Source organism: Kribbella sp. NPDC049584 (genome assembly GCF_040675555.1).
Lineage (GTDB): Bacteria > Actinomycetota > Actinomycetes > Propionibacteriales > Kribbellaceae > Kribbella.
In genome coordinates this window covers 975,865-989,921 of the sequence record NZ_JBFAPF010000002.1, presented here as the reverse complement: position 1 = coordinate 989,921, position 14,057 = coordinate 975,865, and the positions used below count along the sequence as shown (strand labels likewise).

Sequence of the window (14,057 nt, the reverse complement as noted above, 5' to 3'; positions counted from 1 at the left end):
CAGCCAGCGTATCAGTCCGTGGACGCGTCACCCTAATCCCTGGCCAGCAGGGTGCGGGCGCCGTCGACGTCGGCCTTCATCTGCACGAGCAGGTCGTCGATGGTGTCGAAGCGGATCTGCGTGCCGCGCAGCGGGGCGACGAAGTCGATCGCGACCTTGGCGCCGTACAGCTCGAGGTCGTCGCGATCCAGCACGTACGACTCGACCCGGCGGTCCACGCCGTCGAAGGTCGGGTTGCTGCCGACACTGATCGCCGCGGGCAGCGGGTCCGGGTACTCCGGAGCGCCGGGCGCCGGGGTCAGCACGGTCAGCCAGCCGGCGTACACGCCGTCCTGCGGCACCGCGGCGCCCGGGTCGGCCGGGATGTTGGCAGTCGGGTAGCCGAGTTCGCGGCCGCGCTTGTCGCCCTCGACGACCACACCGGTGACGCGGAACGGCCGGCCGAGCGCCTCCGCGGCCGCCTCGACGTCACCGTCGGCGAGCCGCTCGCGCACGTACGTCGACGACCAGGGTTGCTGCTCCCCCGCCAGGCTCAATCCCTCGACCTGGAAGCCGTGCTGCGTGCCCGCCTGGACGAGCGTGTCGACGTGTCCGGCCGCCTTGTGGCCGAAGCGGAAGTTCTCGCCGACCACGACCGCCTTCGCGTGCAGCGCCGTGACCAGCACCCGGTCGATGAACTCCTCCGGGGACCAGCCCGACACCTCCTTGGTGAACGGGAGGATGAGCACCGCGTCGGCGCCGTACCGGCCGAGCAGCTCGGCGCGCTGTTCGGGCTCGCTGAGCATCAGCGGCGCATGGTCGGGCCGCAGTACCCGCATCGGGTGCGGGTCGAAGGTGAGCGCGACGACCGGTAGGCCGCCCAGCTCGGCCGCGCGCGCCTTGGCGTGCGCGAGCACCTCCTGGTGACCGCGGTGCACACCGTCGAAGTTGCCGATCGTGACGACCGTCGGCCCGAAGTCCGGGCTCACCTGGTCCAATCCGTGCCAGACACGCATGGCAGCAGGATTCCATGTTTGTCGTTGTCCCGTCCCACCGGCCCACGGATCACCCCTTGTAATCATGCGGTGACTCAACTTAAGGTGGCGGCGCACTGGTGAGCCTTGGGGAGGTCTCGTGAAGCTACGTCGTCTGCTTGCTGCCTGCACGGCACTGGGTCTGCTCGGCAGCATTCCGGTTGCCAACGCTTCGGCCGCTCCGCGCTTCACCAACTACGTCGCGCTCGGCGACTCGTACACGTCGGCGCCGTTCGTCCCGCTCCCCGACCTGCTGTCGCTGGGGTGCGTCCGGTCGTACAGCAACTACCCGAAGCTGCTCGCGGCCGCACTGCACGTGCGTCTCACCGACGTCAGCTGCGGCGGCGCGGACACGACCAACATGACCCAGCCGCAGAGCACCGTGCTCGGGACGGCGGCGCCGCAGTTCGACGCGCTCACGCCGGACACGGATCTCGTGACGCTCGGGATCGGCGGCAACGACTTCGGCGTGTTCGGCAGCATCATCGACACCTGCCCCGGACTGCGGGCCTCCGATCCGACCGGCGCTCCGTGCAAGGCACACTTCACCGTCGACGGGGTGGACACGCTGCGGGCCAAGATCGCGCAGACCCAGACCCGGATCGCGGTCGTTGTCCAGGGCATCAAAGCCCGGTCGCCGAAGGCAACGATCCTGCTGGTCGGCTACCCGAAGATCGCGCCGGAGCACGGCACCTGCCCGTCGGTGCTGCCGTTCGCGGACGGCGACTACGCCTACCTGTACTCGATCGAGCAGGCCTTGAACGCGGCTGTCGCCAACGCGGCGGCGGCCGGCGGAGCGACATACGTCGACACGTTCGGGCCGTCCACCGGGCACGACGCCTGCGCGCCGGACGGGCAGGCCTGGATCCAGGGCAAGGACATCAACCTGCTCCGGGCGCTCAACTACCACCCGCGCTACGAGGGCGAGGCCGGCATGGCGTCCCTCACCTACAAGACGCTCACCGGGGCGCCAGCTACGGTGACCGCGGCGGAGGAGTCCGCGTGGGCCGCCAAGGCGCGGACGCTGGCGAAGCAGGCGGCCTCCCAAGAGACCAACACTGCATCACCCCAGGCCCTCGAGGCCTCCCTGAACCGCGTACGGACCAGCGCGCAACGCTGACCCTTTCCAATCCGTACTGCGGACTCCGGGCCGAGCCACCTCACGCGTGGCTCGGCCCGGTGGTTTCTTCCAGCAGTTCCGTCAGCGCTCGGCCCAACGGCAGATTGACCCGCTCGATCGCATACGGATCGCCGCGGGTCAGCCCCTGGTTGATGATCAGCACCGGCGTACCCGACTTGGCCGCGTGCCGGACGAAGCGGAAGCCGGACATGACCGTGAGAGACGAGCCCAGGACCAGTACGGCGTTCGCGCTGTCGATCAGGCTGTAGCAGCGCTCGACGCGGGGCCGCGGCACGTTCTCGCCGAAGAAGACGACATCGGGTTTGAGGATGCCGCCGCACTTGGTGCAGTCGACCAGCTGGAACGTGCCGACTGCCTCGGCCGGGAGCTCCGCGTCGCCGTCGGGATTGATCCGGGTGACCTCGGCCTCGAAGTCCGGGTTCGCGTCCTTCAGCCGCCGGTCGAGGGCCTCGCGGGCGGACGTCGTACCGCAGCTGAGGCAGATGACGCGGTCGAGGTTGCCGTGCAGCTCGATCACGTCGCGGGCGCCGGCCGCTTGGTGCAGGCCGTCGACGTTCTGGGTGATGACGCCGCTGAGGAAACCGCGGGCCTGGAGCGCGGCGACCGCGCGATGGCCGTCGTTCGGGGCGGCGCGCGCGATCGTGCGCCAGCCGAGGTGGCTGCGCGCCCAGTACCGCTGCCGGCCGGACTCGCTGGCCACGAAGTCGCCGTACGTCATCGGGGTGTGGGTCCGCAGGCTGCCGCTCTCGCCCCGGTAGTCCGGGATGCCGGACTCCGTGGAGATCCCGGCACCGCTCAGTACGACGACTCCGCCGGCGGCCACGGTCTGCGCGACCGGGCCGATATCCGTCGACCCGGGCTCCAATGCCAGCACGTCGGGCCCAGGGGCCCATGCCAAGGTCGGACGAGAACGCACCACTCCAGCGTACGTGCTCAGTCGATACGAGGCGGGCCGGCTTTGAGGCGGCGCTCAGAGGCCTCGCGGACGACGTCGCGATCCATCGAGGACCAGTCCGCATCGATCCACCAAGTGGCACCCGCCTCGGCCCACGGACGAACCGTGTCCGCGGCCTTCCGGTCCTCGGCGCGGGTGCTGCCTTCGGCGACGACGTCGTACCCGTCCATGGTCAGGTCGTGGGTGGCGCGTTCCCGGCGGATCCAGTCGACGCCCTCGGCCAGATGCGCCGGGGTCAGCTCGCCCGGCTCCCCGCCCGGCGGGACGATGTAGTTCGGCAACCAGCCGTCCTGCAGCGCGGCCCGGCGCATCGACTTCGGTCGCGGCCACGCGCCGACCATCCAGGTGGTCACTCGCGGCTGCTGCACCGGAGGCGGTGGTGCCGGCGGCATCAACTCGGCGACCTTCTTCGCGCGATAGTGCTTCCCGGAGTACTCGAAGGGCTCGTCGCGCCACAGGTGCGTCAGCATCTCCAAGGACTCGTCCATCAGCTCCGCCCGCACCTTGCGGCCCGGATCGTCCTCGAACAGCCAGAACCGCTCGTCCCCTGTCACACCCAGGCCGGCCGCGAGGATCACCCGCCCACCGCTCAGGTTGTCAACGGTCGACACCTGCCCCGCCAGATCCCACGGCTTTCGTCGCGGCACCGGCGTGAGCATCGTCCCCAGCCGGATCCGTTGGGTCGTCATCGCGGCGGCGCCGAGCATCACCCAGGCGTCGATCCCCCAGATCGACTCCCATACGAAGAACCCGTCCCACCCGTTCTCCTCGGCGATCGCCGCCAGTTCAGCGGCATCGCGCGCGTCGCCGTACGCCATCACGAATCCGTATTTCATGCTTCGGCACGCTACGGGACCGCGCCGACAGTTTTGACCGCATGCACGAGCTGAGCGGTGACCTGACGCGTGGTGAGGAGATGCGACAGCATCCGGCTCCGTTGCTCGGACTCTTGCCACCGGGGGTCGTCGCCGTGCCGCTTCGCGAGCAGCTCGTCAACCCGGTCCGCCTGGCGCCTCCACTCCGTCGGCACGGCCCCGGCCGGCGCCTCGCTCAGCTGCCGCCACGCAAAGCCGGCCTCGGCGACCAGCCGTCGCAGCTCGTCCGCACGGGGAAATTCGTTCCCCTCCGGTGCTTCGCTGTGCAATCCGGGACCGGCGACCAGCACCATCATCCCGAGCGAACCACCCGGCCGCAGCACGCGGCACAGCTCGCGTAACAACGCCGGCTTGTCGTGCACCGTGCACAGCACACCGATGCACCACACGACATCGAACCGGTTGTCGGCGTACGGGAGCGACTCTCCGCTCGCACAGACCGCCGTGCGGCCGAACATTCGCCGTACGGCGCGGCATGCGGCTTCCATCGGATCGACCAGGACGGGGTTCACGTCGTAGGCCTCCGCCGCCCAGGCGGCCGCGCCACCGAGGCCCGCACCGACATCGAGCAGCGCGGACTCCGGTCCTACCTCGCAGGCCCGGGCCAACCAGTCCAGCAGCGCCGGATCGCCACTGCCTCGGCACCCGGCGACGATCGCGTACTCGTCGCCCAACTCGTCGACGACGTCAGCCGTCCATTCCGCGACGGTCCCGAACTCGACCGCCATCCCCTGCTCGCCCATGGGTTCGAGTATCCACCGGCTCAGCTGACGAAGACCGCCGTGGGTTTGGCGAGCGGGCCGTGAGGTTCGTAGAGGGCCAGGAAGGTCCCGGTGGGGTCGAACATGGCCGTCTGCCCCGGCTCGAGATTCAGGCCGGGCAGCGGGCGGCCGGTGCGGATGGCGGCGGCCTGGGCGTCGTCGGCGTCGTACCGCGGAAAGGTGCCGGCGGCAACATCCGCGATCGGCAGCCAGTCGAAGGACTCGGCCAACGAGTCCAGACTGCGGGCTGCCTTCAGGTCGAACGAGCCCACGCGGGTCCGGCGCAGCGCGGTCAGGTGACCGCCGACGCCGAGCTCGGCGCCGAGATCGCGAGCAAGCGCCCGGATGTAGGTGCCGCTGGAGCAGTCGACCGACACGTCCACGTCGATCGCGTCCGCGCCGACCCGGACGTCGAGGATGTCGTACCGCGAGACCGTGACAGAGCGGGCCTTGAGCGCGACCTCCTCGCCCGCCCGGACGCGTTCGTACGCACGCTTGCCGTCGACCTTGATCGCGGACACCTTCGACGGCACCTGCGAGATCTCCCCGCGGAAGCCGTCGACCGCCACCGAGATCGCTTCCGCGGTCACGCCATCGACCGGGAACGTCGACACGATCTCGCCCTCGGCGTCGTCCGTCGTCGTGGTCGCGCCGAGGCGGATCGTCGCGTCGTACGACTTGTCCGCCAACTGGAGATGGCCGAGCAGCCGGGTGGCGCGGTTCAGGCCGACGACGAGTACGCCGGTCGCCATCGGGTCCAGGGTGCCGGCGTGGCCGACCTTCCTGGTCCCGGCGATCCGGCGGATCCGCGCGACGACAGTGTGCGAGGTCATCCCCGCCGGCTTGTCGACGACCACGATGCCGTCGGAGGCGGGGGTGAAGGAACCGGTCAACGCAGTACTCAGTCCTCGTCGTCCTCGTCGTCGTCCTTGCGCTTGTACGGGTCGGCGTCGCCGGCCGGCTTGGCGCCCGCGGCGGACTTGGCCACCTCGGCATCGGCCTCGCGGGCCTTGGCCAGCAGCTCCTCGATCTGCCCGGCGTTCTCCGGGACGGCGTCCAGGAAGAACGCCACGCTCGGCGTGTGCCGCAGCCCCAGTGCCTTGCCGACCTCGCTGCGGATCAGTCCCTTGGCCGACTCCAGCGCCGCGGCGGTCGACGCGCGAGCCTGCTCGTCGCCGTACACCGTGTAGAAGACGCTCGCCTCGCGCAGGTCGCCGGTCAGCCGGGCATCCGTCACCGTGACGAAACCCAGCCGTGGGTCCTTGACCCGGCGCTCGAGCAGCTCCGCGACGAGCACCTGGATCCGGTCGGCCAGCTGCTTCGCCCTTGCTTCACCCATCAGGGCTCACTCCCTCATTCATGAGTACGTCCGGGGAGACGCTGTGCAGTACAGGCTCCCCGGACGTTACTCCGACGGCCCGGACCTCCCGGCCCGGGCCGTCACCGAACTATCAGCTGCGCGGCTTCTCGCGGAGCTCGAACGCCTCGACGACGTCACCGATCTTGATGTCGTTGAAGTTGTTGATGGTCAGACCACACTCGAAGCCCTCGCGGACCTCGGCTGCGTCGTCCTTGAACCTCTTCAGCGACGACAACTCGGTGTTGTCGACGACGACCGCGCCGTCCCGGATCAACCGGACCTTCGCGTTGCGCCTGATCAGGCCGCTGGTCACCCAGCAACCGGCGATGTTGCCCACCTTCGAGGAGCGGAAGATCTCCCGGATCTCCGCCTGGCCGAGGGTGACCTCCTCGTAGATCGGCTTGAGCATGCCCTTCAGGGCGGCCTCGATGTCGTCGATCGCCGAGTAGATGACCGAGTAGTACCGGACATCCACGCCCTCGCGCTCGGCCAGGTCCCCGGCCTTGCCTGCCGGCCGCACGTTGAAGCCGATGATGACGGCGTTCGACGCGATGGCCAGGTTGACGTCGTTCTCGTTGATCGCACCGACACCGCGGTCGATGATCCGCAGGTTCACCTCGTCGCCGACCTCGATCCGGACCAGCGCGTCTTCCAGCGCCTCGACCGAACCGGACACGTCGCCCTTGAGGATCAGCAGCAGCTCCTGGGCCTCACCCTTCTCCATCGAGGCCATGAAGTCCTCGAGGGTACGACGGGCGCGACGCTTGGCGTTGGCGGCCGCACGGGCACGGGCTTCACGCTTCTCGGCGATCTGCCGTGCCATCCGGTCGTCGTCGACCACCAGGAACTTGTCACCCGCTCCCGGCACCGCGGTCAGACCGAGCACCAGGACCGGACGCGACGGGGTCGCTTCCTCGACGCTGTTGCCGTGCTCGTCGAGCATGGCCCGGACCCGGCCGTACGCCGGACCGACCACCATCGAGTCGCCGACCCGCAGCGTGCCGCGCTGAACCAGCACGGTCGCCACCGGACCACGGCCCTTGTCGAGGTTCGCCTCGATCGCGATGCCCTCGGCGTGCATCTTCGGGTTGGCCCGCAGGTCGAGCGCCGCGTCCGCGGTCAGCACGACCCCTTCGAGCAGCCCGTCGATGTTGATCCGGGACTTCGCCGAGACGTCGACGAACATCGTGTCGCCGCCGTACTCCTCGGGGACCAGGCCGTACTCGGTCAGCTGACCGCGCACCTTGGCCGGGTCCGCACTCGGAACGTCGATCTTGTTCACCGCGACCACGATCGGGACGTTCGCCGCCCGGGCGTGGTTCAGTGCCTCGATCGTCTGCGGCATCACGCCGTCGTCGGCCGCGACCACCAGGATGACGATGTCGGTGGCCTGCGCACCACGGGCACGCATGGCGGTGAACGCCTCGTGACCCGGGGTGTCGACGAAGGTGATGGCACGCTCTTCGCCGTCGACCTCGGTCGTCACCTGGTAGGCGCCGATGTGCTGGGTGATACCGCCGGCTTCCTTGGCAACGACGTTCGCCATCCGGATCGCGTCCAGCAGCTTGGTCTTACCGTGGTCGACGTGACCCATTACGGTCACCACCGGCGGTCGCGGCGCCAGGTCGCCCTCGTCGCCCTCGTCGGAACCGAAGTCGATGTCGAACGACTGCAACAGCTCGCGGTCCTCGTCCTCCGGGGACACGATCTGAACGTCGTAGTTCAGCTCGGTGCCGAGCAGTTCCAGCACCTCTTCGTTGACCGACTGGGTCGCGGTCACCATCTCGCCGAGGTGGAACAGCACCTGGACGAGCGATGCCGGATCGACGCCGACCTTCTCGGCGAAGTCCGTCAGCGAGGCGCCACGAGGCAGCTTCACGACCTCGCCGTCACCGTGCCGGACGCGGACACCGCCGACTGCCGGAGCCTGCATGTTGTCGAATTCCTGGCGCTTCGCGCGCTTCGACTTGCGGCCACGACGGGCCGGACCGCCCGGACGACCGAAGGCGCCCTGTGTCCCGCCACGACCCCGGTTGCCCGGACCCGGACGGCCACCGCCGCCACCGGGCGGGCCGCTGGGGCCGCCGCCACCCGGACGGAAGCCACCGCCGGCGCCACCGCCGCCACCGCGCGGACCGGCACCCGGACCGCCGCCTGGACGACCGCCGCCTCCACCGCGGCCACCGCCACCGCCGCCACCGGGACCGCTCGGGCGGCCGGTGAACGTGCCGGCAGAGGACTTCGGCATCATCGCCGGGTTGGGGCGCGGAGCGCCGGGCACACCACTCGGGCGCGGCCGGTCGTTACCACCGCGGTCGCGGTCGTTACCGCCACGACCCTGCGGCGGACGCGGGGCCATACCGGCCGGGCTCGGAGCACCCTGCCGGTCGGAACCGCCACCGCCCTGACCCGGACGCGCGCCACCGCGCTGCATGCCCTGGGTCGAGCTGAACGGGTTGTTGCCCGGACGCGGAGCACCCGGACGCGGACCGCCGCCCTGGCCGCCCTGACGGGGCGCACCGGGACGCGGGGCACCCGGACGGGGCGCACCCGGACGCGGAGCAGAACCCTGGCCGCCCGGACGCGGACCGGCGCCCTGGCCACCCGGACGCGGGGAGCCCGGCGTGGCCGGACGCGGACCCGGACGACCCGCGGACTCGCCACCCGTACGACGGGGGGCGGGTGCCGGAGCTTCCGGAGCCGATGCCGCCGCGGCCGGAGCCTCGAACGACGGGGTCGCCGGGGATGCCGGGGTCTCGGCCTTGGCCGCCGGAGCGGACTCGACCGGTGCGGCCTCGGCCGGAGCGGTCTCGCGGCGCGGACCCGGCTTCGGGCCCGGACGCGGACCCGGCCTGGCGCCGGGAGCCGGAGCGGCCTTCGCCGGGGCAGACTCGACTGCCGGCGCGGACTCGGCCACCGCAGCGGACTCGGCCCTGGTCACCGGAGCTTCGGCGGCCGGAGCAGGAGCCGACTCGGCGACGGGCGCGGGGCGCTCCGCCGGAGCCTTCGGGGTGGCCGGCTGGGCCGGCTTCTGTGCCGGAGCTGCAGGTGCGACCGGTGCGGTCGCCTGCGGCGCGGCAGACGTGCTTGCGGCGGCCTTCTTGGCCGCGCGCTTCTTCGGCGGGTTCTTCTCGAACTCTTCCGCCAACCGTCGTACGACGGGTGCCTCGATCGTCGAGGACGCCGATCGGACGAACTCTCCCATGTCGTTCAGCCTGGTCAGAACGACCTTGCTGGTAACTCCGAGCTCTTTCGCGAGCTCGTAGACCCGGACCTTTGCCACTACTCTCCCTCTGGTCCGAGCCTGGGGCGCGGACCGTTAGTTGACGTACATGCTCATCGCATTGCACTCATCGTTCGACACTCATCGAGTGGTCATGAGTCGATGACCCGCCTTCATGTCGTCACGACGGCACGGTCGCACCGTCGTGGGCGGCCGGGTGGCCGCCGTTTGTCTTGCTTACTTCTTACAGCTTCTTACATATCACGCTGCGCGACGTACTCCCGCAGCCCGGTCACGTCGAGCGGCCCCGGGACCTTGAAGGCCCGTGGGAACGCCTTGCGCCGGACGGCGAGATCGAAGCACTCGGTCGCCGGGTGCAGGTGCGCTCCGCGGCCGGGTGCCCGACGATCGGGATCCGGGAGAACCGTGAGACTTCCTGGTCCTCCGGACACCGTCATCCGCAGCAAGTCAGCCGGACTGGACCGCTTCCGGCACCCGATGCAGGTGCGCTCCCTGGCCTGGTGAAATTTACCGTTGCCAGGGCGCGCGTCCGCACTCTTTGTCACTGGTACCTCAGGGTGTGGTTGCGACTCAGTCGACCGACCGAGAGATCAGTCTACCTTCTCCGGCTCAGGCGTCACATCGGTATCCGGCCGGATGTCGATCCGCCAGCCGGTGAGCCGGGCGGCGAGGCGGGCGTTCTGCCCTTCCTTGCCGATCGCCAGCGACAGCTGATAGTCGGGCACGACGACGCGTGCCGCACGGGCCGCGGCGTCGACCACCTCGACAGACGTAACCTGCGCCGGGGACAGCGCATTCCCGACGAACGTCGCCGGGTCGTCGCTGTGGTCGATGATGTCGATCTTCTCGCCGTGCAGCTCGTGCATGATGTTGCGCACCCGCTGACCCATCGGCCCGATGCAGGCGCCCTTCCCGTTCACCGACGGGTTCAGCGTCCGGACGGCGATCTTGGTCCGGTGACCGGCCTCACGCGCGATCGCGGTGATCTCGACCGTTCCGTCGGCGATCTCCGGGACCTCGAGCGCGAACAGCTTCTTGACCAGGTTCGGGTGGGTCCGGCTGACCGTGATCTGCGGGCCCTTGAAACCCTTCCGGACGCCGACGACGTACACCCGCAGGCGGGAGCCGTGCTCGTACTTCTCCCCCGGCACCTGCTCGGGCGCCGGCAGCACGGCCTCGATCTTGCCGAGGTCGACCATCACCGAGCGCGGGTCGCGGCCCTGCTGGACGACACCGGAGACGATGTCGCCCTCCTTGCCGGAGAACTCGCCGTAGCGGACCTCGTCCTCGGCGTCGCGCAGCCGCTGCAGGATGATCTGCTTGGCCGTGGTGGCCGCGATCCGGCCGAAGTCGGCCGGGGTGTCGTCGTACTCGCGGGCCAGGGTGCCGTCCTCGGCCAGCTCGCGCGCATACACCGTCACGTGGCCGGTCTTGCGGTCCAGCTCGACCCGGGCGTGCTGCTGCGCTCCCTCGGTCCGGTGGTACGCGACCAGCAGCGCCGCCTCGATCGCCTCGACGACGACTTCGAGGGCGATGTCCTTCTCCCGTTCGAGCGACCGCAGTACGGCCATGTCGATGTCCATGTCAGTTCTCCTCCACCGTGCCGTCGGCAGGTGTTTCTACGCCGTCAAATGTCTCAGTGTCGTTGCCGGCAGCCCGGTTGAACTCGATCTGGACCTTGGCCTTGGCCACATCGGCGTACGCGATCGTCCGCGCCTTGCCGTTCACGTCCAGCTCGGCCGCCTCGTCGGAGGCGGACTTGATCCGGCCGGTCACCTTGCCACCTGAGTTCAGCGTGACGGCGACCAGGCGCTTCACGTTGCGGCGCCAGTGCCGGGGCAGGGTCAACGGCCGGTCGACGCCGGGGCTCGAGACCTCGAGCGTGTAGGCGCCGTCGCCCATGATGTCGTCGGCGTCGAGCGCCTTGGAGATGGCCCGCGTGACGTCGGCGACGTCGTCGAGGCTGATCCCGCCGTCGCGGTCGACGAGGACGCGCAGCAGCCGGCGGCGGCCGGCCGGTGTCACGTCCGCGGCCTCCAGGTCGCAGCCGAACTGCTCGACGATCGGCCGCAGGAAGTTCTCGAGGCTCGTGGTGTCCGTGTGGCCCGTCTGGTCTGGCTTTCGGCTCACAGGTTGACCTGCCTCTCTCTCCAGTTGTGCACCCGTTCCACCCGAGGCGGTCGCGCCAAGGGCAGTAGCCCACCATATCCGGCCGGTCCCGCGATCCGGGTCACCGGCTCGTCCCAGGCCGGTGTCGGCGCGTCACCGGGTATCGTTCCGGCGTGCTCGAACGCCGCCTGACCCGACGCGCCGCCGTCGCGACTGCCGTCCTCGTTCCCGGCGCGGTCGCGCTGACCGGTTGCAAGGACGACGCTGCCGCGGGGGCCGGTACGCCGGGTGCCGTCAACGGCGGGCCGTCGTCCTCCCAGGACCCGGCCGGGGAGACTCCGACTGTGGATCCGGCAGTCGTCGCGGCGCTCACTGTGGCGGCGACCCAGGTGACTCAATTGTCCCAGCTCTACGCAAACGTCAGCCGCAAGTTCCCCGCACTGCGGGCCCGGCTCGCGGCGGGGGCGAAGTACCACGCGAGTCACCTGGTGAAGTTGAAGGAGACCGACGGCGTTGCGGCCAAGGCTGCGAAGGCAGTCGTGGTGCCAACCTCCTCGGCGGCCGCGCTGACCACGCTTGCCAAGCAGGAGGCGGTCGCGGCGGCCACGAACGCAGCTGCCGCTGCCAAGCTGTCCGGCGCACCGGCCCGCCTGCTCGCCGAGATCGCTGCCGCCCAGACCCAGCTGAGCTCCACGCTGACTCCGCCGAAGAAGAGGGACAAATCGTGAATCAGGTGGAGGCCCTGCAGGCCGCGCTCGCCGGTGAGCATGCGGCGTTGTACGGCGTGGGCGTGGCCGGCGGCAAGCTCAACGGTGCCCGGTTCCAGGAGGCCACGGACACGTTCGCCCGGCATCGCGACAACCGCGATCACCTGCGCGCGCTACTCGTCGCCGCCGGCAAGACGCCGGTCGCGGCCGAACCGGCGTACGACCTCCCCCAAGCGGTCACGAACGCCGCAACGGCCACCGCGCTGGTCCTGGTCATCGAGCGCCGGATCGCCGCGGTCTACGGCGACCTCATCGAGGCCGCCGAACAACCCGCCGTCCGCGCATGGGCCATCGAGGCCCTGCTGGCCACTGCGAACAGCCAGCTCACCTGGGGCGGCGCGCCACTGGCCTTCCCCGGCGCGACGGCCTAACGGCGGCGACGCCAAGGCCCGGTAATGGCGTAGGTGATCCCGGGGTTGTAGACGTTGAAGAACATCGTCCGGCCGTCGGCGGAGAAGCCGACCCCGGACAGTTCGCCGTACGACGGCTCCTCGGGCGTGCCGAGGTTGACCCGGTTGCGGGCGAACTTGAACACGTCGCCGTCCTCGGTGGTGCCGAGGATGTGCTGCTCGCCGAGACCGTCCTCACACATCATCAGACCGCCGTACGGCGACATCGTGATGTTGTCCGGAGCATCGAACTCCGGGTCGTCCGAGCCGGGCTTCGGCCGGGTGAAGATCACCTCGAGGCGGAGCGTCCGCTTGCGCGGGTCGAGCCGCCAGACCTGACCGTCGTGGTCCACCTTCGGCCCGAGCTCAGTTCGCGCGAACGACGAGACGAAGTACACGCACCGGTCCAGGTCGCCCCACCAGCAGCCCTCGAGCTTGTAGCCGCCGGTGATGGGCTTGGCGTAGTCCTGCGCGCGGACGGACTCGGTCGTCGCCAGCGGATCCGGGACCTTGACCCACTGCACGTCGTGAAACTCGGCGCCGGCCTCCTGGACCACGGACAGGTCCGGCAGGCCGGGGATGTGCATCGCCTGCAGCTCACCGCCGGCCCGGAGCGTCCCCCAGCCGCCACGCGGCCGGTCGGGCAGGAACCGGTAGAAGCCGCCGAGCGGCGCCACGAAGGCGTCCTCGGTCTCGTAGACGATGCCGGTGCGCGGATCGATCGCGACCGCCTCGTGCTGGAACCGGCCCATCGCGGTCAGGGCGACCGGGCCGACGTTACGGCGATCGTCGTACGGATCGACCTCGAAGATGAAGCCGTGGTCCTTGGTGTAGCCGCTCTCACCGGCCTTGAGTTCGGTCTCCTCGCAGGTCAGCCAGGTGCGCCAGGGCGTGTGTCCGCCGGAGCAGTTGATCGCCGTACCGCCGAGGCTGACGAACTCCTTCGTGGTCGCGTTGTGCCGGTCGACGGCGAGGGTGCTCGTGCCGCCGGCGGCGGCCGGGTCGTAGGTCCGCTCGGCCGGAGCGACCACCTTGATCGCCGAGGTCGGACTGCACTCGTGGTTGCGGACCAGGCGGGATCCGCCGTTGCGGTCGGGGAAGACGCCCATTCCGTCGAACCGGCTCGGCGTCCGCAGCCCGTCAGGTCGCAGCGTGCCTTCACGGGACAAGATCCGGTAGCTGAACCCACGCGGCAGGTCGAGCATGCCGTCCGGGTCGTCGACCAGCGGGCCGTAGCCGATCTTCGGGCCGGATGTGCCCAGCGCGGGCTGCGCGGTGTAGAGCGCGTCGACCGAGCCGGCCACGCTGACCGCCACGCCGGCAGCTGCCGCTCGGCCGACGAACTGACGTCTGGAGAGGAAGTTGGACATGGGGCGGCCTCCTAGCTCGATGACAAGCAGTGGTGACCAGAGAACGTACGGTAAACAACAACCGAACGGCAAG

Annotated in this window: 14 protein-coding genes; 3 read left to right on the top strand and 11 right to left on the bottom strand. The window is 70.1% G+C overall.

All coding sequences use genetic code 11. The features are described 5' to 3' along the window. Nucleotides 1–32: 32 nt before the first annotated feature. On the bottom strand, nucleotides 33–995 hold the full coding sequence (locus tag AB0J62_RS11460) for a bifunctional riboflavin kinase/FAD synthetase (protein ID WP_363867569.1): 963 nt from the start codon (nucleotides 993–995) through the stop codon (nucleotides 33–35). Nucleotides 996–1,113: 118 nt separating this feature from the next. Here AB0J62_RS11460 and AB0J62_RS11455 point away from each other — a divergent pair, with 118 nt between their 5' ends. Continuing rightward, nucleotides 1,114–2,133: an SGNH/GDSL hydrolase family protein gene (locus AB0J62_RS11455; RefSeq protein ID WP_363867566.1), complete on the top strand. Its 1,020-nt coding sequence runs from the start codon at nucleotides 1,114–1,116 to the stop codon at nucleotides 2,131–2,133. Between the two features lie 40 nt (nucleotides 2,134–2,173). Here AB0J62_RS11455 and AB0J62_RS11450 read toward each other — a convergent pair whose 3' ends face one another. The 9 genes from AB0J62_RS11450 to rimP form a co-directional block, all read right to left on the bottom strand. Continuing rightward, nucleotides 2,174–3,070: an NAD-dependent protein deacetylase gene (locus tag AB0J62_RS11450; RefSeq protein ID WP_363867563.1), complete on the bottom strand. Its 897-nt coding sequence runs from the start codon at nucleotides 3,068–3,070 to the stop codon at nucleotides 2,174–2,176. A 17-nt stretch (nucleotides 3,071–3,087) separates the two neighbouring features. Beyond that, the gene (locus tag AB0J62_RS11445; protein ID WP_363867560.1) at nucleotides 3,088–3,945 is read right to left on the bottom strand and encodes an LLM class flavin-dependent oxidoreductase; all 858 of its coding nucleotides are present in this window, start codon (nucleotides 3,943–3,945) and stop codon (nucleotides 3,088–3,090) included. Nucleotides 3,946–3,956: 11 nt separating this feature from the next. Further along, nucleotides 3,957–4,727: a class I SAM-dependent methyltransferase gene (locus AB0J62_RS11440; protein ID WP_363867555.1), complete on the bottom strand. Its 771-nt coding sequence runs from the start codon at nucleotides 4,725–4,727 to the stop codon at nucleotides 3,957–3,959. A gap of 20 nt (nucleotides 4,728–4,747) precedes the next feature. Next, nucleotides 4,748–5,638, bottom strand: coding sequence for a tRNA pseudouridine(55) synthase TruB (gene truB / locus AB0J62_RS11435; RefSeq protein ID WP_363867552.1), 891 nt, complete (start codon nucleotides 5,636–5,638; stop codon nucleotides 4,748–4,750). Between the two features lie 8 nt (nucleotides 5,639–5,646). Then, the gene (gene rbfA, locus AB0J62_RS11430) at nucleotides 5,647–6,084 is read right to left on the bottom strand and encodes a 30S ribosome-binding factor RbfA (RefSeq protein WP_363867549.1); all 438 of its coding nucleotides are present in this window, start codon (nucleotides 6,082–6,084) and stop codon (nucleotides 5,647–5,649) included. 112 nt (nucleotides 6,085–6,196) lie between these two features. Then, on the bottom strand, nucleotides 6,197–9,388 hold the full coding sequence (gene infB, locus AB0J62_RS11425) for a translation initiation factor IF-2 (protein WP_363867546.1): 3,192 nt from the start codon (nucleotides 9,386–9,388) through the stop codon (nucleotides 6,197–6,199). A gap of 194 nt (nucleotides 9,389–9,582) precedes the next feature. Then, on the bottom strand, nucleotides 9,583–9,894 hold the full coding sequence (locus tag AB0J62_RS11420; protein ID WP_363867543.1) for a YlxR family protein: 312 nt from the start codon (nucleotides 9,892–9,894) through the stop codon (nucleotides 9,583–9,585). A 45-nt stretch (nucleotides 9,895–9,939) separates the two neighbouring features. Further along, nucleotides 9,940–10,932 (bottom strand): transcription termination factor NusA, encoded by a 993-nt coding sequence (gene nusA, locus AB0J62_RS11415; RefSeq protein ID WP_137254572.1) that lies wholly within the window; start codon nucleotides 10,930–10,932, stop codon nucleotides 9,940–9,942. 1 nt (nucleotide 10,933) lies between these two features. Further along, nucleotides 10,934–11,479: a ribosome maturation factor RimP gene (rimP, locus tag AB0J62_RS11410; protein WP_363867540.1), complete on the bottom strand. Its 546-nt coding sequence runs from the start codon at nucleotides 11,477–11,479 to the stop codon at nucleotides 10,934–10,936. Nucleotides 11,480–11,631: 152 nt separating this feature from the next. Between rimP and AB0J62_RS11405 the strand changes: the two genes are divergently transcribed. Then, entirely contained in the window at nucleotides 11,632–12,186 is a 555-nt protein-coding gene (locus tag AB0J62_RS11405; protein WP_363867537.1) for a cell division protein FtsK, read from the top strand. Continuing rightward, nucleotides 12,183–12,596, top strand: a complete 414-nt coding sequence (locus AB0J62_RS11400) for a ferritin-like domain-containing protein (RefSeq protein ID WP_363867534.1) — start codon at nucleotides 12,183–12,185, stop codon at nucleotides 12,594–12,596. Before AB0J62_RS11405 ends, AB0J62_RS11400 begins: the two co-directional genes overlap by 4 nt. Here AB0J62_RS11400 and AB0J62_RS11395 read toward each other — a convergent pair. After that, entirely contained in the window at nucleotides 12,593–13,984 is a 1,392-nt protein-coding gene (locus AB0J62_RS11395; RefSeq protein WP_363867531.1) for an alkaline phosphatase PhoX, read from the bottom strand. The genes AB0J62_RS11400 and AB0J62_RS11395 overlap by 4 nt on opposite strands. Between the last annotated feature and the right edge of the window lie 73 nt (nucleotides 13,985–14,057).